This is a genomic window from Streptomyces sporangiiformans, from assembly GCF_005768555.2.
Lineage (GTDB): Bacteria > Actinomycetota > Actinomycetes > Streptomycetales > Streptomycetaceae > Streptomyces > Streptomyces sporangiiformans.
Window position 1 is genome coordinate 1 of record NZ_VCHX02000050.1, and the last position, 18474, is coordinate 18474.

15 protein-coding genes and 1 pseudogene are annotated in these 18474 nt (G+C 69.0%); 5 read left to right on the forward strand and 11 right to left on the reverse strand.

Annotated elements, in window-relative coordinates; all coding sequences use genetic code 11:
* Positions 1–965 (reverse strand): FAD-dependent monooxygenase (locus tag FGD71_RS04750; RefSeq protein ID WP_181359121.1); only part of this gene is annotated, 965 nt, incomplete at its 3' end.
* Positions 966–1140: 175 nt separating this feature from the next.
* Here FGD71_RS04750 and FGD71_RS04755 point away from each other — a divergent pair.
* Positions 1141–1788 carry a TetR/AcrR family transcriptional regulator gene (locus FGD71_RS04755; protein WP_119099112.1) on the forward strand — a complete coding sequence of 216 codons (648 nt, stop codon included), beginning with the start codon at positions 1141–1143 and terminating at the stop codon, positions 1786–1788.
* A 149-nt stretch (positions 1789–1937) separates the two neighbouring features.
* On the opposite strand, the gene FGD71_RS04760 is transcribed toward FGD71_RS04755, so the two are convergent.
* The 5 genes from FGD71_RS04760 to FGD71_RS04780 form a co-directional block, all read right to left on the reverse strand.
* Complete coding sequence (locus FGD71_RS04760) at positions 1938–3461, reverse strand: PAS domain-containing sensor histidine kinase (RefSeq protein WP_205571093.1); 1524 nt, start codon at positions 3459–3461, stop codon at positions 1938–1940.
* Positions 3458–4120 (reverse strand): response regulator transcription factor, encoded by a 663-nt coding sequence (locus FGD71_RS04765; protein ID WP_119099114.1) that lies wholly within the window; start codon positions 4118–4120, stop codon positions 3458–3460. Before FGD71_RS04765 ends, FGD71_RS04760 begins: the two co-directional genes overlap by 4 nt.
* Before the next feature lie 16 nt (positions 4121–4136).
* A complete protein-coding gene (locus FGD71_RS04770) occupies positions 4137–4406 on the reverse strand; it encodes a hypothetical protein (RefSeq protein WP_119099115.1) in 270 nt (89 codons plus the stop codon).
* Between the two features lie 35 nt (positions 4407–4441).
* Positions 4442–4882 (reverse strand): nuclear transport factor 2 family protein, encoded by a 441-nt coding sequence (locus FGD71_RS04775; RefSeq protein WP_119099116.1) that lies wholly within the window; start codon positions 4880–4882, stop codon positions 4442–4444.
* Positions 4883–5057: 175 nt separating this feature from the next.
* Complete coding sequence (locus FGD71_RS04780) at positions 5058–5978, reverse strand: AraC-like ligand-binding domain-containing protein (RefSeq protein WP_119099117.1); 921 nt, start codon at positions 5976–5978, stop codon at positions 5058–5060.
* Positions 5979–6255: 277 nt separating this feature from the next.
* On the opposite strand from FGD71_RS04780, the gene FGD71_RS04785 reads away from it, so the two are divergent.
* Together FGD71_RS04785 and FGD71_RS04790 are read left to right on the forward strand one after the other, a co-directional pair.
* Positions 6256–7782 (forward strand): GMC family oxidoreductase, encoded by a 1527-nt coding sequence (locus tag FGD71_RS04785; protein ID WP_119099118.1) that lies wholly within the window; start codon positions 6256–6258, stop codon positions 7780–7782.
* Between the two features lie 97 nt (positions 7783–7879).
* Positions 7880–9328, forward strand: coding sequence for an aldehyde dehydrogenase family protein (locus FGD71_RS04790; RefSeq protein WP_119099119.1), 1449 nt, complete (start codon positions 7880–7882; stop codon positions 9326–9328).
* 64 nt (positions 9329–9392) lie between these two features.
* Here FGD71_RS04790 and FGD71_RS04795 read toward each other — a convergent pair whose 3' ends face one another.
* The 5 genes from FGD71_RS04795 to FGD71_RS04815 all read right to left on the reverse strand — a co-directional run bounded on the left by FGD71_RS04795 (position 9393) and on the right by FGD71_RS04815 (position 15727).
* On the reverse strand, positions 9393–9800 hold the full coding sequence (locus FGD71_RS04795) for a hypothetical protein (protein ID WP_140935824.1): 408 nt from the start codon (positions 9798–9800) through the stop codon (positions 9393–9395).
* 281 nt (positions 9801–10081) lie between these two features.
* Positions 10082–10765: a response regulator transcription factor gene (locus FGD71_RS04800; protein ID WP_119099121.1), complete on the reverse strand. Its 684-nt coding sequence runs from the start codon at positions 10763–10765 to the stop codon at positions 10082–10084.
* On the reverse strand, positions 10762–11964 hold the full coding sequence (locus FGD71_RS04805) for a sensor histidine kinase (protein WP_119099122.1): 1203 nt from the start codon (positions 11962–11964) through the stop codon (positions 10762–10764). The genes FGD71_RS04800 and FGD71_RS04805 overlap by 4 nt, the downstream gene beginning before the upstream one ends.
* Before the next feature lie 116 nt (positions 11965–12080).
* Positions 12081–14618 (reverse strand): MMPL family transporter, encoded by a 2538-nt coding sequence (locus tag FGD71_RS04810; RefSeq protein WP_162931026.1) that lies wholly within the window; start codon positions 14616–14618, stop codon positions 12081–12083.
* A 173-nt stretch (positions 14619–14791) separates the two neighbouring features.
* Positions 14792–15727 carry an SGNH/GDSL hydrolase family protein gene (locus FGD71_RS04815; protein WP_119099123.1) on the reverse strand — a complete coding sequence of 312 codons (936 nt, stop codon included), beginning with the start codon at positions 15725–15727 and terminating at the stop codon, positions 14792–14794.
* A gap of 421 nt (positions 15728–16148) precedes the next feature.
* On the opposite strand from FGD71_RS04815, the gene FGD71_RS04820 reads away from it, so the two are divergent.
* Entirely contained in the window at positions 16149–17615 is a 1467-nt protein-coding gene (locus FGD71_RS04820; protein WP_240436390.1) for a cytochrome P450, read from the forward strand.
* Between the two features lie 9 nt (positions 17616–17624).
* A pseudogene (locus FGD71_RS04830) lies at positions 17625–18421 on the forward strand (NAD(P)/FAD-dependent oxidoreductase); the annotation flags it as partial.
* Positions 18422–18474: the final 53 nt, after the last annotated feature.

Below are 18474 nucleotides of genomic sequence, written 5' to 3' on the forward strand. Positions count from 1 at the left end.
CCCTTGCGCAGCACTCCGCCGCTCAGCGGCGGGAACGGGGGCGGCGGGGGTACTTTGCCGGCGAAGAAGGCCGCGTCCCGGGCCGCCGCGGCCTCGACGTCGTGGGTATTGGCGACCTTGCCGAGGCCGATCGCCGCGTGGGTGAGGGCGGTAACGTGCGGGCGGCGCTCGCTCTCGTAGGTGTCCAGGAGCGCGTCGGGCGCCAGGCCGCCGAGGACGAGGTGGAGTTTCCAGGCGAGGTTGGTGGCGTCACGGATGCCGCTGCACGCGCCCTGGCCGAGGTACGGGGGCATGGTGTGGGCGGCGTCGCCGGTCAGGAAGACCCTGCCGGTGCGCCAGCGGGTGGCGATGCGGGCCTCGAAGCCGTAGACAAGCTGCCGGGTGATCCGCACGTCGTCCGGGCCCAGGTCGTGGTACTCCCGCAGGAGGCGCCAGGCGGTTTCCGGGGCGGTCATCTCCTCCCGGGACTCGCCCGGCAACAGGGCGAACTCGAAGCGCTGGCGGGTTGTGCCGATGTTGATGGTCATGTGCCCGCGCGCGGGATCGCAGTACTGGGTGCCGTAGGCGAACTCCGGTGGCTGTGGGCGCAGCCACTCGGTGTCGATGTTGACCCAACTCTCGTTGAACCCGAGATCCTCGCGCTGCACGCCGAGCAGTTCCCGCACCCCACTGCGGCTGCCGTCGGCGGCGATCACATAGCGGGCCCGGACCTCGTCGTGCGGTCCGTCCGCACAGCTTGTCTCGGCGTTCCAGCCGCACAGGCGCAGGGTGACGCCGTCGTCGTCCTGGTCGAGTCCGGTGACCGCCCAGCCCTGACGGACGTCGACCGTACCGTAGCCGCGCAGCCTCCTGTCGATCGCGCTCTCCACATCCGCCACCCGGTGGCCTAGCCGGCCGAGCAGGGACGCAGCGGTGAGGCCGGTCGGTCCGTAGCCGACGACGGCGATGTCGTAGAGCGGAGCCATGAAACACCTCCAGGAACAGCCCCGCGCCGTTGCGAGGGGTGAGGTGGGAAGAGAGGAGCGCGGCTCGACCGTGCATGCCGAGATCCGCATGTGAAGTTGGATTCACATTTGATGTGAATCGAGATTCACACGTCAGCGACGTGGACGTCAAGAGCCCGGTCGATAAACTGCGCGAGTGACCGAGCCCACCGCCGGCAGGCCCGCCGCCCTCCAGGAACGCAGCCGCCGTTCGCAGCAGGACATCCTGCACGCCGGGTACGCACTGCTCGAAGAGGGCGGAGTGGACGCGCTCACCGTGGCCGCCGTGGCCGAGCGGGCCGGCATGGCGGTCGGCAGCATCTACCGCCGGTTCGGCGACAAGGAAGGACTCCTGCTGGCCATCCAGCACGCCTTCACCGAAAATCTCCAGGCCGAGATCGCCGAACGCATGCCCATGGAGCGGTTGAGCATCCTGCGCGATCCGGCCGTGGCGATCGCCGAAGCGGTCGGCGCGATCACCGACAGCTTCCAGGCCCACGAGGCCCTGCTGCGCGTCTTCCTGCTGCTCGGCACCCGGCACGAAGCGGTACGGGCCGAGGGCTCCCGCGTCAGCGTCGAGGACAACCGCTATTTCACCGAGGCACTGCGTCACACACCCGTGGCACATCCGGACCCCGAGGCCGCGCTGGACTTCGCCTTCCGCCTGATCTACGCCACGGTCGCGCACCGCATCACCCAGGGCGAGTCCCTGGAGTCCGACCGCCCACTGCCCTGGAGCGAGCTGCGCAGCCACCTCCAGACGGCGATCGTCTCCTACCTCCTCGGCACCCCGGAAGGCCGCTGAGCTCCCAGGCTCGACGTCGCACAGACGTGCGCACACGGCTCTTGACGAGCAATGGGGCCATATGTGAGCTTTCCCTCAAGCTTGTTGTGAGTATTGATTCACATCTAGATATCCCCTGCCTGCGGCCCGCGACCAGAGCCTGGCGCGCTTTAGCCTTCCGCGTCGTCACCCGCCGACGGAAGAGCGAAGGAGAAGATCGCTCCGCGCGGAGTGTTCTCAGCGGCCTCGATGCGACCGCGGTGACGAGTGACGATGCGGTGGCTCAACGCCAGACCGATGCCGTTTCCGTTCTCCTTCGAGGTGAAGACACCGTCGAAGACCTTGCCGCCGGGAAACGCGGAGAGCCCCTGCCCGTAGTCGCGTACGACCAACTCCGCGTGCGCGTCCAAGCGCCTGGTGGCCAGCTCGACTCGCCGCTGTTCCACCGGCCATCGCGCCATCTCGTCGACGGCGTTGAAGGCGAGATTCATCACGACCTGTCCGATGAGGACCTTCTCGCAGCACACCGGGAGCTGCTCGGCCGTCAGATCGAGTACGAGGCCGACGGAATGCTCCTGGGCCCTCAGGTCGATGAAGTAGAGGCAGTCCCTGACGATCGTGTTGAGGTCGATCAGCTGCTCCGACTGTTCGAGCCGTACGACGTACTGTCTCAGGCTCTTGAGGATCTGGCTCGACCGCTCGATCTGGCGTTTGGCGTTCTCCAGCCCCCAGGCCACTTGCTCGTGCTCGGCATGGCCGGGTTCCCCGAGCCGGCTCCGGGCGCCCTCGATGAAGTTGTACGCGGCGGCGAGGGGCTGGCTGACCTCGTGGGCGATGGCCATCGCCATGTCACCCATGGCGTTGTACCTGGCCAGGTGGTTGAGGTACTGGGTATCCCTGCGGTGCTCCTCCTCCGCGCGCACACGGTCGGAGATGTCGTGGAACAGCAGTAGATGCCCGCGCAGGTCGCTCTCGATCTCGATGTACTGGCAGGTGCCCGCGTACCAGCGGGGATCGGCGCCCGGCGCGGCCAGCCGGTACCTCGAATCCTGCGGAGGTGTGCCTTTGGCCGTCTTCTCGATGGTCTCGCTCAGGACCGCCCGGGACTGCGCATCGCAGAACCGGGCGAAGTCCGAACCGGTCAGCGTGGCGACGTCCACGTCCAGCAGTTTGGCGGCGGACTCGCTGGCGAAGACCACCACGCCGTCGTCGTCGAGGACGACGATGCCCTCCGCGAGATTGCGCAGGAACGCCCGCAGCCGGCCCTCGGTCCGGAACAGATCGCGCTGGGTGGCCTTCTCCTCGGCGATGTCGCGGAACTGCACCATCACGATCGGCCGGGACGGCAGCTCCACCCGGATCGCGATGGCCTCGGTCAGAATCTCCTCGCCGGTCTTCGACCGGTAGCACCACTCGGTGGCGCTCACTCCGTGGTCGACCGCCCGCCGCAGCCAGCGGAGCCCCAGTTCACGGCTGTACTGCTGTGCGTTCTTGGACATGTCCGGCGCCTTGAGCGGCTTCAGCTCGTCGACCGTCCACTCCAGCAGATCGCAGGCGGCCTTGTTCGCCCAGAGGATCTCGTACGTCCTGGCGTCGTGCAGCAGCACGCAGTACTTCAGGGCCTGGACGAGTTCCCGGTAGTCGGCGAGTTCGAGGTCGCCCACCTCGCGTCTCCGTATCACTGGGCGTGTCATGGGGACGGCAGCCTGAGGCCCGCCTGGAGAACGTCCCGGACGAGAGTCGCCATGCTCTCGGCACCGGCCTTCTCCCGTATGCGGGTGCGGTGCACATCGACGGTCTTCGTACTGATCCCCAGCCGGGTAGCGATGTTCTTGCTGGGTACGCCGTCGATCACCATACGAAGGATCTCCAGCTCACGCGGGCTGAGGTTACCCAGGCGCCTCTGGAGCGCCTGCTGCCTGGCCGCCCGGGCGAACCGTTCCTGCGCGGTCCGCAGCGCCTGCTGGACGACCTCGAGCATGTGCTGCGGATCGTAGGGCTTCTCCAGGAAATCCACGGCCCCGTTCTGCAGTGCCCGCACCGACATCCTGATGTCGCCGTGGGCGGACACGAAGATGACCGGGATGGCTGATCCGGCCTGGTTCAGGATCTCCTGGAGCTGGAAGCCGCTCACTTCCGGCATGCGCACATCCAGCACCAGGCACGCGGGCTGGTCCCGGTCGTAGGAGTACAGGAAGGTCCTCACATCGGTGAAGCACAGGGACCTGATTTTCACGGACTCCAGCAGCCAGGCCAGTGACCTGCACAATTCCTGATCGTCGTCGACGATGTAGACGACGCTGCCCGGCGGCTGCCCGTCCGCCGGTCCCGGGGGCGCGTGTTGGGCCTGCATCGCCGTCACCTCCGGATCACTCGTCCCACGCCGCTTGCGCGATCCAGTAGCTGCTGCCGTCGGCGCGGATCCCGTGCTCCCAGTCGCTGGTCCGGCGCAGTGCCGGTTCGACGCGGGCGGTCGCGCGGTCCGCGGCGTCCGGCCCGTCCTCGTCCACGTGCCAGTGAACCCAGTTGATCTCCCTGCCCGCGCTGTCGTGGACGAAGAGGTCGACATGGTTCCATCCATAGCCGTGGAGGTCGGCGTAGCAGGTCAGAAAGGTGGTGCGCCCGCCCGAATCAGTCATCGTTGTCCGTTCTCCCTCCGTGCACACAACCCCGCTCACCCCGCCAGCGGAGAGCTGAAGAGCTGCTCGGTCCTGAACCGGCTGATCAGCGCCCGCCGCGCGTCGAACCGGAAGGTCACGTCCAGCCTGGCCACCATGACCTCGGCGGCGCCCGATTCGTAACGTGAGAGCTGCTGCATGAGCCAGCTTCCCCGGGCGGTCGAGTCGCCGAGATCAATGTTTCCGGGGAAGAGCAGATGAACGTTCTCCCGGAAGTGGCTGTTGGGCGGCAGATACGCCGAAACCATTTCGGCAATGGCCTGTCGGCCTTCTGTACGGCCGAACTTGTCGCCGTACTTCGGGCCCACACCTTCCCAGACCGCGTCGTCGGTGAACAGGTCGCCGAGTTCGCCCTCCGTACCGGAGGGGACGGGGACATCGCACAACTGCAGGTACCGGGTCAGCGTGTTCATCGCGCGGTCACGTCGGAGTGTCATGAGCGATTCCTCGAATGCCGGAGGGATCTCTCGCCAGACGCTAAGTGTCCGAGGAGTCCGGGACAACCCAGGTATCTCCGCGTTCACCTGGGAAAATCCCTTCACGCCGTAAAGGATTCCCCTACTCCCCCGCCGCGTCCCGCTCCGGCCCACACCCCGCCGGGAGGTGCCGGGCTCAAGGCCGCGCCGCACGGCGGATCTCCTGGGCGGTCCTGCCGAACTCCGCCTTGAGAGCGCGGCTGAGGTGCGTGGGATCGAGGATTCCCCAGCGGGCGACGATCTCGACCGTCGTACGGTTCGCCAGCGAAGGGTTGGAGAGGTCCCGGTGGATGCGGTGCAGGCGCTCCCGCCTGATCCAGGCCGCGAGGGACATGTCCCGCTGGCTGAGCAGTTTCTGCAGGTAGCGCACCGAGATGCCGTGCCGTCGGGCGACGAAGCCCACCGACAGCGCGGGGTCGGCCAGATTGGCCAGGCAGTAGGCGAGGATCCGGTCGGCCAGATCAGAGGTGGTCCCGGTGTCCGAGGGCACGGCATCGGTGAAGGCCGAGATGATCAGGGAGACCAGCGCGTCCGCGAGGTGCATGGCGGCGGCCGGGGAGACCTCTTCGAGGTTTCCGCCGAGCCCGGTGATGCAGGACGACACGACCTGTCCGACTCCCGGGCCGGGCGACAGCGGAGACGCGCACCGCCGGCCGATCAGGTCGGCGTTGAGCCCGAGCCGCGAGCGCGGTATCCCGATGACGAAGGTCTCGAAGTCGTCCCAGTACCGCAGCTCGTAGGGTCGTGAGGTGTCGTAGGCCACGAGATCGCCGGGCCGCAGCGAGCCCCGTTGGCCGTTCTGTTCGACTCCTGCCCGCCCGCGTCTGTGCAGTGCGATCTTCACCAACTCGCGGTCGCCGGAGCCGATTTCAGGTACATCCCTGCGGACCTTGCACGGTGTGCTGACTATCCGGGATATCACGACCCCATCGACCACCACGCCCCCGAGGCTGGCATGCAGTCCGCCCTCTGCCGGAACGCGGATACGCAGAGGCACGAAGGATTGCGACGCGGCGGCCTCGAACTGCTCGACGCCCTCGTAGTCGTTGCGTCTCATGGCTGCCCTCACTCATGGGGCCGTGTACCGAGAGCAGGAAGATAGCCCAGGATCGGCTTCTCGCCTATTACTTTCTTGTCACCGGGTCGTCAAACCTCAGTCGGCCGTCGATGCACGGACCGGTATTCCCGATGCGTAATCCGGCCGGTTCCCGAGACCCAACCGACCGGATCCCAATACGCGAACTGGCGAATACCGGTGCGCGTGATGGTGCCCCGGCCGCCGCTCCGCTGCCTAACGTCACCGCGAGGCACAAGGCCTGGGGAGGCGAAACGACATGGCGAGAACAGAAACCACGGAACACGACTATGTGGTCGTCGGCGCGGGGTCGGCGGGCAGCGTCATCGCCCGGCGGCTGCTCGACCAGGGACACAGCGTGCATGTCCTCGAAGCCGGGCCCGCCGACGACGACCCCATGATCAGCACCCCTCAGGCGTGGCCGGGGCTGCTGGGCAGCGACATGGACTGGGCAGTGCCCACCAGCCCGCAGCAGCACGCCAACGGCCGCTCGATCGTCTGGCCGCGGGGCAAGGTGCTGGGCGGCAGCAGCTCCATCAACGCGATGATCTACATCAGAGGGCACCGCAGCGACTACGACTCCTGGGCCTACAACGGCTGCCCCGGCTGGGACTGGGACAGCGTGCTGCCACTGTTCAAGCGCTCGGAGGACCACGTCGACGGTGCGAGCGAGTGGCACGGCGCGGGCGGCCCGATGCCGGTCTCCCGTATCGCCGACCCGCATCCCACCGCCTTCTCCTTCGTCGATGCGGCCACCACCCTCGGCATTCCACAGACCGACGACTTCAACGGCGAGCGGATGTCCGGCGTCGGCTTCAACCACGTCACCGCCCGGGACGGCAGGCGGATGAGCACGTGGCAGAGCTTCATGGCTCCGGTGGCCGGCCACCCCGGGCTGACCGTCACCACCGGCGCCCACGCGCACCGGGTCCTGTTCGACGGCGAGCGGGCGGTCGGCGTCGAGTACGCGGTGGACGGAGTCGTGCACCAGACCCGGGCGACGGCCGAGGTCGTGCTGAGCGCCGGCGTCATCGGATCCGCCCATCTGCTCCTGCTCAGCGGCATCGGACCGGCCGCGCAGCTCAAGGAGTTCGGCATCGAGGTCAGAATCGACCTCCCGGGCGTCGGCGAGAACCTCCACGACCACGCCATCGTCTTCAACGTCTACGAGGCGACCAGGCCGCTGCCTCCTGGCAAGGCCAACCTGCTGGAGGCCCAGTTCTTCGCCGGCACCGACTCCTCGCGTCCCGGTCCGGATCTCCAGCCGCTGTTCTTCCACGTGGTGTACCCGGCTGAGAGCTACCCGGTCCCGGAGCACGGCTACACCATCGCGCCCGGCATCGTACGGCCGTTGTCCCGGGGCACCCTGCGCCTGTCCTCGGCCGACCCCGAGGCGACGCCGCTGGTCGACCCGAACATGCTGGCCGAGCGCTACGACCTCGAAGCGCTCGTGGACGCCGTGGAGATGTGCCGCGAGATCGGCGCGGCCTCCGCCTTCGACGAGTGGCGCAAGGCCGAGATGGCCCCAGGGCCCGAGGCCCGTACCCGCGACGACCTGCGCGCATACGTGCGTCGCGCGGTCAGCACGTACCAACACCAGGTCGGCACCTGCCGTATGGGGCTCGACTCCCTGTCCGTGGTGGACCCGAGCCTGCGCGTGCACGGCGTCCCGGGGCTCCGGGTCGCGGACGCGTCGATCATGCCGGCCGTCCCCTCGGGCAACACCAACGCGCCGTCGATCATGATCGGCGAGAAGGCGTCCGACCTCATCCTTGCCGACCGGTGACGACGGCTCCACCGGGGCGGCCACCCCACCGCTGACGACCACTTCACCGATGACGACCACCTCAGTTCCCGCACGCGAGGGACCGGAAGGACCAGCCATGGACATACCATCGAGTCTGCTGATCGGCGGGAAGTGGCTGCCGGCCGCGGACGGTGCCGAGTTCAAGACCTACGACCCTGCGACGGGAACCCCGCTCGGTACGGTCGCCGAAGCCGGGCCGTCCGACGTGGACGCCGCTGTCGACGCTGCACGTACCGCCTTCGACGACCCCGCCTGGCGCACCATGCCCCCGGCGGCACGAGCCAGACTGCTGTGGGCGGTCGCCGACCTCATCGAGAAGTACGCCGACGAGCTCGCCGAACTGGAGACCTGCGACCAGGGGCAGCCGATCGGCATCGCCAAGGGGCTCAACGTGCCGCTGGCCGCCGAGATGTTCCGGTACTACGCGGGTTGGTGCACCAAGATCGAGGGCTCGGTCTCCGCGGTGTCGATCCCGGGCACCATGCACTACACGCGGCGCGAGCCGGTGGGCGTGTGCGCGCTGATCACACCGTGGAACCTGCCGCTGGCGATCGCGGCCTGGAAGCTCGCGCCCGCGCTGGCCTGCGGCAACACGGTCATCCTCAAACCGGCCGAACAGACGCCGCTGACCACGGTGTTCCTGGCGCGGCTGTGCCTGGAGGCCGGGATCCCGGCCGGGGTGGTCAACTGCCTTACCGGCGGCCCGGAAGCCGGCCGGGCACTGACCGAGCACGACGGCGTGGACAAGGTGTCCTTCACCGGATCGACCGAGGTCGGCAAGCTGATCGTGGCCGCCGCCGCGCGCAACCTCAAGCGGGTCAGCCTCGAACTGGGCGGCAAGGCGCCCAGCATCGTCGCCCGGGACGCCGACATCGACGCGGCCGTGGCCGGCAACCTGCAGGGTGCGCTGCTCAACAGCGGCCAGGTCTGCGCCGCCTACACCCGCTTCTACGTAGACCATCGCCGGGTCGACGAGTTCACCGAGAAGATCGCCGCCGCCGCGTCCGGACTCCCCCTCGGTCCCGGCCTCTCCCCGGACACGGTGATGGGGCCCCTGGTCTCGCAGGAGCAGGTCGAACGGGTCGCCCACTACGTGCGGCTCGGTGTCGAGCAGGGCGCCGAGCTGGTGACCGGCGGCGCGCGCCCCGACGGCGACCTCGCCGGGGGCTACTTCTTCCAGCCGACCGTCTTCAGCGGGGTCACCGACGACATGGCCATCGCACGGGAGGAGATCTTCGGCCCGGTGCTTTCGATCCTCTCCTACGAGGACCCCGAGGAGCTGGCGCCCCGGGCCAACGACACCGAGTACGGTCTGGCGGCCTGCGTGTGGACCAAGGACCTGACCACCGCGCACAACCTGGCCGCCACGATCCGGGCGGGCAGCGTCTACGTCAACATGCTGCCGTTCCTGGACCCGGCCGCGCCCTGGGGCGGCTTCGGCGCCAGCGGCTGGGGCCGCGAGATGAGCGGGACCGCGATCGACGAGTTCACCGAGACGAAGGGCGTGTGGATCAACCTGGCCTGAGCCGTGCAGGTCATGGGCCGTACCGGAGTTGTCCCGCACGGCCGGCCCAGCGCCCCATGAAGCCTTACCGCAACGCGGACTTCAGAGCAGCAGCAGTGGACCCTGAACTCGTGGAAGGGATCTTCCAGCGGAACGCGACGCCGTCACCGTCGACGTACACGAGGGTGCCACCCTTCTCGGCGGCGGTGATATCGAACGCGACAGTGTCGACCTGGTAGGTCCCGGGTGAGATATCTGGACCACCCTCACTGAATCCAACGGCAGCGATGCTTCCCGCCCCCTTGCTGTTCCCCGCCTTGACGGTGTTCCCGTCGGGTGTCTTCCACCGGAAGCCACCCTTGCCGGCTGTGGTCGTCACCGGGGACTTGGACCGATTCCCGGATTCGAACCTGACGACAGCGAAGAGACCGTGGTCCGGGGTTTCCGCGCCGGCCTCGTCGACGTAGACGACGGTGTCCGGGGTGATCTGCACGGTGCTCTTACCGCCCACACCGGCGGTATCGGCGGTCTGCCCGAACTTGAGCGCGGTGCGCGGACTCGGCTGCGGATCGCTCTTGTCATCACTGCCGGAACAGGCAGTGAGACTCAGGCAGCCGACTGCTGCGAGCGCGGATGCTCTGATGATGTGGCGCATGATCCCCCCGATAGAAGCAGACGAAGTATGCAAAGTCTGCGCCACGCCAGCACGTCAGACGGATCGTCGTTGCCCTGCTGTGACCGGCTTGCCGGCTGTGCGGGAGTAGCCGGGGGGACTTACACGGCGCGTGTCGGTCGGACGAGGCCGGTCTGGTAGGCGATGACGACGAGTTGGGCGCGGTCGCGGGCACCGAGCTTGGTCAGGGCGCGCTGGATGTGGGTGCGGACCGTCAGCACGCTGAGGACAAGTTGCTCGGCGATCTCGTCGTTGGAGTTTCCCTCGGCGGCCAGGGCGGTGACCTGTCGTTCGCGGGGGGTGAGGTCGTTCAGGCGTTCCGGGGGTGCCAGGAGGGCGCCGGGTGCGGTCGCGGGCGCGGTCAGGAAGCGGGTGATGAGGGCGCGGGTGGCGCCGGGTGAGAGGAGGGCTTCTCCGGCGGCGACGGTCCGGATGCCGGCCAGCAGGACGTCGGTGGTGACGTATTTGCCCAGGAAGCCGCTCGCGCCGATGCGCAGCGCCTTGGCCACGTACTCCTCGCTCTCGAACATGGTGAGGACGAGGACACGGGTACCGGACAGTCCGGGGTCGTCGCAGATGGTGGCGGTGGCGGCCAGGCCGTCCGTCCCGGGCATGCGGATGTCCATGAGGACGACGTCGGGGTGGTGGGTGCGGGCGAGGTCCACCGCTTCCTGACCGTTGGTGGCCTCGCCCACCACCTGCATGTCGGCGCAGGAGTCGATCAGCAACCGGAACGTGCCCCGTAGCAGGGCCTGGTCGTCGGCGAGCAGGACACGGATGGTCACAGGGTTGCCTCGTGCTCTTCTGGGGCCTGGGGATGAAGCGGCAGTGACGTGGTGACTTCGAAGCCGCCCTCAGGACGAGGACCGGCATGCAGGTCGCCGCCGACGGAGTGGGCGCGTTCGCGCATGCCCATGAGGCCGAAGCCGCCGCCTGGAACTGTGGGAGCGGTAGCGATGCCGTCGTTGGTGACCGTGATGAGCAAGCAGGACCCGGAGTAAGTGAGCTTTACGTGGGCCGCTCGGTCGGAGGCGTGTTTGGTGGCGTTGGTGAGGGCTTCCTGGATGATCCGGTACGCCGTCAGGTCCACACCTGGTGACAAGGGCCGGGAGTCTCCTTCGGTGGTGACGATGACCTCGAGGCCGGCCGACTCGCACGCCGAGATCAGCTCGGGGAGGCGGTCCAGGCCAGGGGCGGGTTGCAGGGGATCGGAGTCGGGGTCGTCGGCGTGGCGCAACACACCGACCGTGGCCCGCAGTTCGAGCAGTGCGGAGGACGTCGTGCCGGACAGAGCGGCCAGGATCTGCTGTGACTGCTCGGGGTGGGTGGGCGCCAGGTGGGCGGCGGTGCCGGCCTGCGCGTTGGCGACGGCCATGTGGTGAGCGACGACATCGTGGAGCTCGCGGGCGATGCGCATCCGCTCCTCGGCGACGCGCAGGCGTGCCTCCTCCTCGCGGGTGCGCTCGGCGTGCGCGGCCCGGGCCTGCACGGACTCCAGATAGGCGTGACTCAGGCGGGCCCTGCTGCCTCCGACCAGGGGCAGCAGCAGCCACAGGACCGGGCCGATGGTCCTGAGCATCAGCATCTCGGTCGTGGGCTTGTCGAGTACGGCGGTGATCACCACCATGGCCGTGATCACCAGGCCGTACACGCGTGTGGTCCTGGGGTCGACGCCGGCGGCCACCCAGTAGAGAGCGAGCATGAGGGGGGCCAGCAGGAGCGGGGTGAGCAGATACCCCAGGGCGCCGGTGGTCACGGTGCAGACCGTGACCAAGGCGACGGCGCGCGGGTGACTGCGCCCCTTCAACAGAGCGACGCAGGAGATCGCGGCGAGGAGGTCGGCGGGCCATGTCTGCCGTGGCTGGTCGACGCCGGGGATGTTGATCGAGGCACCGACGGCCGCGCAGCCGAACAGCGCCAGGCCCATCACCGCGTCCACGACTCGCGGACGGCGCCCTGGGTGACGCTCCGGGCTGGTGGTCATCGTTTCTCCAGGTGAAGTTGCTGGGTCCATGGTGGACGACGGGCGGTGCGGAGTGCCCTATGGGCCGCCCGTGGCTTCAACCTCGGGCGGCCCAGGGACGGGTGGAGGGTGGCTGGTCAGACACGCGTCCCGGCAGGGTTGTCCGCGCCCGTGCTTGTGTCGTCGGGGGCGGCGTCCACGGCCGTTTCTGCAGCTTCGGGCTTGACCTTGGCCCGGGCCTTCTTTCGCTTGGCCTTGATCCTCCCCTTGAGAGTGGCCTTGGCGGTTGCCTCGTTGTTCCCGTCCACGGTCGTGGCCCTGACGTGCGCCTCCCCTTCGGCGTCCGCGGACGGGGCTGCTCGGGTGCCGTCGGCCGGCAGGCGGTTGAGGGACTCCCCCTCCACGTCGACGTTGGGCAGGATCCGGTCCAGCCAGGCAGGCAGCCACCAGGCCCGGTCGCCCAGCAGGGAGAGAATCGCGGGCACGATCGCCATCCGGACGACGAAGGCGTCGAAAAGCACGGCGGTGGCCAGGCCGAAGCCGACCATCTTGATCATGGAGTCGCTCTCGCCCACGAACCCGGCGAAGACCGCGATCATGATCAGCGCGGCAGCCACAACCACCCGGGCGCTGTGCCGGAATCCTGAGACGACCGCCTGCTCGGCCGACTCGCCGTGGACGTACGCCTCCCTCATCCGCGAGACCAGGAAGACCTCGTAGTCCATGGCCAGGCCGAAGACGATGCCCACCAGGAAGATCGGCATCAGGCTCATGATCGGCCCGGTCTGCTCCACGCCCAGCAACTCGGCCGCGTGGCCCTGCTGGAAGACCAGGACGACCGCGCCCAGTGCCGCCAGGACGGAGAGGAGGAAGCCGAGGGCCGCCTTGAGGGGGACGAGGACGGACCGGAAGACCACCAGCAGGAGCATGATGGCCAGGCCGACGATGGTGATGAGGTAGGGGACCAGCGCGGCCTGGACGTTCTCAGCGATGTCGATGTTGAGCGCGGTGGTGCCGGTGACCTCGAAGGACGCGTCAGCGGCGGACTCGGTCGCGGGGCGCTCGTCCCGGATGGTCTTGACGAGGGTCTTCGTCTTCTCGTCGGTGGGGCTGGTGGACGGGGTGGCGGTGAACACCGCCGTATCCCCGGCCTCGTTGAAGTGGGGCGGGGCGACCGAGACGATCCCCTTCGTGTCAGCGATCTTCTCGCTGATCGTGCTGACCGCGGCCTTGGAGTCGTCGACTCCCTTGGCGTCCACGACGATGGTCAGCGGGCCGTTGAAGCCGGGGCCGAAGCCCTCGGCGAGGGCGTCGTAGGCGCGGCGCTCGGTGGTGGAGGTGGGCTTGGCCTCGTCGCCGGGCATGCCCAGCTGCAACTGGGTCATCGGGATCGCGAGGGCCCCGAGGCCGAGAACACCCAACAGCAGTACGGAGATCGGGCGGCGCAGCACGATGCGCGCCCAGCGGGTTCCTCCGTTGTTCTCCTCGCTCTTCTCGACCTGAGGCGTCTCGTTCGTCCGCGTCTTCCTGGCCTTCTTGAAGAGCAGGATGTCGGCCTTCCCGGCCTTCTCGGCCTTCCTGGTCTTCTCGGCCTTCCTGGTCTTCTCGGCCTTCTCGGTCTTCTTGTACCGCAGCAGGCGGCCGCGTCCCTTCCCGCGCGCGGCCCTCGACAGCACGGCGCCCGGCCAGAAGCCGAGGAAGGCCGGAACCACGGTCAGCGCGATGACAACGGCGACGCCGACGGCGCCGGCCGCGGCCAAGCCCATCTTGGTCAGCATCGGGATGCCGACCACCGTCAGACCGGCCAGCGCGATGACTACCGTGAGCCCGGCGAAGACGACCGCCGACCCCGCCGTACCGACCGCCAGACCGGCCGCCTCCTGCGGAGCGTGGCCCTTGACGCGCTCCTCGCGGTAGCGGGAGACGACGAACAGCGCATAGTCGATGCCGACCGCCAGGCCCAGCATCATCGCCAGCGTGAGGGTCGTCGAGGACAGACCGAGCGGATCGGCCAACAGCATGATCGTGAATATGCTCACGCCGACGCCGAGGGCGGCGGTCAGCAGCGGCAGTCCCGCGGCGGCCAGCGAACCGAAGGTGATCAGCAGGACGAGGGCCGCCACCGAGATGCCGATGATCTCGGCCACCCCGCCGGGCCCCCCGCCGCTGTCCATCGCGTCGCCACCGGCCTCGACCGTCAGACCCGCTTCGCGTGCCTGGTCGGCGGCTTTCTCCAACGCGGTCCGGCTGGCGTCCGTGACCTCCGCGGACTTCACCTTGTACGTGACGGTCGCGTACGCCGTCGAGCCGTCCTCGCTGACCGCCTGCGAGTCGAAGGGATCCGCCACGCCGGCAACCTGCGAGCCATCTTCCAAGGCGTCCGCCGTCTCCTCGATGGCCGCCCGGTTGTCGGACGCGGTCACCTTCTGCCCGTCCGGGGCGACGAAGACGACCCGGGCGGTGGCGCCGTCGGCGGCCGCACCGGGGAAGCGCTGTTGCATCAGGTCGAACGCCTTCTGGGACTCGATGCCCGGCATCGAGAACTCGTCGTCGGAGGCTCCCGGGGCCTGCAGGGCGCTCAATCCGACGGCGGCCAGGACGGCCAACCACATGAGGGCGACGTACCCACGCCGCCGGAAGGCCGTACGGCCCAGTCGATACAGAAAAGTAGCCACGTCAGGGAACTCCACATCTGATCTCGTTTGCCCAACCAGGCTGTCCTGGCAGGGGCCACCTCGTCGTCGTGCGGCTACTGGCACTGCCGCCTACCGAATCCGGAGGATCGACTACTGAATCCGCAGTACGCGTCTGAGCCGTCGTCTCCTGCACCGGTACGACGGCGCCCGCGTCAGCCCGAGACTCGGACCGTGCGGAGCACGGCCTGCGCCATGCCGCGCTCGTTGGGGTGCACGGGCGCCGCCGGAACCGCCGGCATCAAGGGCTCGACCCAGCGCACATCGCGGTCCGCGCAGGCGTCGCGGCCGGCGGAGGGCGTGTAGGTGTCGACGTACCCGGCCCCGGCGGATTCCGCCTTGTCCCGCAGCATGGCGTTGAGTTGCTGCTCCTTCTGCCGCAGGAAGGTCACGTCGCCGGGCGCCAGGCCCATCCGGCCTGCGCAGTCGGTGCCCTTGGCCGGCAGGATCGCCGGGTAACCGATGACATACACCCGCGCCTTGGGAGCACGGCGCTCGATGTCGCTCAGCACGCCGGACAACCGGCCGCCCGCCGCCTTGATCTTCGCCTCGACCTCGTCGGTACCCGCGGAGACGTGCCGTGCCCGGCAGAGTGCGTCGTCCGCCTGCCGGTCACCGATCCGGTTCTCCAGCTGGTACCGGACGCCGGCCTTGACGCACGAGGTGATCAGCGAGCTGAAATCGATGTCGTTGCCGCCGATGCCGACCGTGACCAGCCGCGTGGCGGACGAAACTGCCGACAACTGGGCCGGGTTGACGCCGCGGTCCGTGGACTGCGGGGCGAGCAGGTCACCGATGGTGGCCCCACTACAGCTCACGTCACGGAAGTCGGCCGCAGCGAGACCGAGCCCGTCGGACACCAACGCGGGGTAGTTGCGGTCGGATCGGTCGCAGCCGGCCGGTTTCCCCGTCTGATCGGGAATCTTCGGGCCGGCCGTGTAGGAGTCGCCCAAGGCGACATAGGGCCCGTTCGGGGGCTTGAAGAGGGACGACGCGACATTGCCGTCACCGTCCCGGCCGACGGTTACCGCGGCCAGGAGCGCGGCGCACGAAGCCAGCGCCGCCAGCCCGAGGCCTGTACGAGTTCTCATCTGAGGTGCTGCCTCCCGGTGCGGGAGTCCGAGAGGAGACGCGTCGAGCAGCTCACACGGACACGTGAACCGCGGTCGGCCCTGTCGGACGCCGGACGAGGACCGGCACACGGCGCCCTTGCCGTCGACGCGCAGGCCGGTCTCGGATACCGGCTCAGGCTCCCCGCGCGGGGCCCCTCCCGTCGTCGTGCCGCTGCTGGCAGTCACCCTGCTGAAGTCGCGGTACACGCAAGTCGGTCTGTCCTTCTCCGGCACGACAGGCCCCCGCCGCCAGTACGCGAATCCTCGGGACATACCGCGGTTTCAGTAGGGCTACTGCGGTTTCGGTAACGCGGACTGCCAGCACTGGTTGGACGACAGCGCACGCGGCGCTGGGACAGCCTTCAACCAGGCATCCCCCCACAAGCGATGAGGATCGTTCATGACCAATACGGCCGACCGCTCCCCCCGGATCCCCTTCGAGCGGACGAGTGTTCTCGATCCCGAGCCGATGTACGGTCTGCTGCGCCAGAACGGGCCGATCGCGCGTGTGACGACTCCCGCCGGTGATCCCGCGTGGCTCGTGACCGGTTTCGAGGAGGCCCGTCAGATCTACGGTGACGGCCGCCGCTTCCGGCGCTCGCACCACGCGCCCGAGCAGGCGTCCCGGATCTCCAACGCCGCGCTGCTGAAGGGTCCCTCAAGCACCCCGGAGAGTGAAGGGCACGAGCACGACCGGATGCGCCGGATGCTGGTGCCGGCGTTCTCGGCGCCGCGCATGCGTCGACTGTCCGACCGGATCCAGGAACTGACCGAGGGTCTTCTGGACGACATGGAGGCGGCCCACAAGGACCGGCCGGACGAGCCCGTCGACCTGCACGACCTGCTGGCGTTCCCGCTGCCGGTCCTGGTGATCTGCGAACTGCTGGGCGTACCCGCCGAGGACCGCGACCACTTCCGGGAGTGGTCGCAGCGGATGGGGTCCATCCACGGCGGTGACGACGCGCGGGCCGCGATGGGCGAGTTCATGAACTACATGGGCCGCCTGATCGAGGCCAAGCGCGAGACTCCGGGAACGGACGTCATCTCCGACATCCTCGCCATGCAGGCCGAGGACCCCACCTTCACCGACCAGGACGTGCGGAAGATGGCCTCGGTCCTGACCTTCGCCGGGCACGAGACCACCGCCGCCCGGATCGGCTTCGGCACCCTGTGGCTGCTCTCCGACACCAGCCGCCGGGACCGCCTGGCCGCCGACCCGGAGACCCGCATTCAGTCCGCCGTCGAGGAGATCCTGCGCATCGCCGCCCCCGGCGGCATCGGCATGCTGCGCTATGCCCAGGAGGACGTCGAGATCGGCGGCGTCACCATCGCCCGCGGTGACGCGGTGCTCCTCGCCAACGACGCCGCCAACCGCGACCCCGCCGCCTTCGCCGACCCCGACACATTCGACCCCGACCGCAAGCCCAACACCCACCTCGCCTTCGGCCACGGCCCGCGCGTCTGCATCGGCTCGAACCTCGCCCGCACCGAACTGCGGATCGTCTTCCCGGCACTGCTGCGCCCTTCCCGACCCTGCGCCTGGCCGTGGACATCGAAGAGATCGAAGTCCTCTCCGACCAGCGGCTCACCGGCGGAGTCGGACGCATCCCCGTCGCATGGTGAACCCGAGCGACCGTTCCCCCACACACCAAAAACAAGGACACCAACCGTGAATGTGGAACTGGACGTGCCGAAGTGCGTCGCCTCCGGGCAATGCGTCATGGCCGCCCCGGACGTCTTCGACCAGCGTGACGAAGACGGCATCGCGATCCTGCTGACCGACCACCCCGCCGAGGACCTGCTCGACGGGGTGCGGGAAGCCGCAGCGATCTGCCCGGCCGCCGCGATCCGCCTGGTGGACCAGTGACGCGGATTGTTGTCGTCGGCGCCTCGGCCGCCGGACTGGCGGCGGCCGAGACAACTGCGCCGCGAGGGCTTCGACGGCACACTCACCCTGGTCGGCGACGAACCGTACCTGCCCTACGACCGCCCACCCCTGTCCAAACAACTCCTGACCGGAGGCTGGGACGCGGACCACCTCAGCCTCCGCACCCCCGCCGACATCGACGCCCTCGATCTCGACCTGCGTCTCGACACCGCGGCCACCGGCCTGGACCTGGAAGACCGCGCAGTGGCACTGGCGGACTGCTCGACGCTGCCGTACGACGGACTGATCATCGCCACCGGCGTACGTCCTCGCCGGCTACCCGGCGAGGGCGCGCACGTGCTGCGCACCCTCGACGACGCCCTCGACCTGCGCGACGGACTGAGCCCGGCCTAAGGCTGATCGTCGTCGGCGCCGGGTTCCTCGGCGCCGAGGTGGCCGCCGTCGCCCGGCAGCGCGGCTGCGCGGTAACCCTCCTGGAACCGGCCCCCGTGCCCATGGCCCACGCCGTCGGCGACGAGGTCGGCAGGGTATTGGCGCAGGCTCACCTGGACCGGGGCGTGCGACTGCGCACCGGGGTCACAGTCACCGAGGTGACCGAGCACGGCGTGCGGCTCACCGCCGGCGAGATCGTCGCGGGCGACAAGATCCTGGTCGCCATCGGCTCGCGCCCCAACACCGAGTGGCTCGCCGGAAGCGGGCTGACGCTCCGGGACGGCGTGGTGTGCGACGCATACTGCCGGGCCGCACCGAACGTGTACGCGGCCGGAGACGTCGCCCGCTGGCACAACCCCCTGTTCGATGCGTCGATGCGGATCGAGCACCGCACCAACGCCGCCGA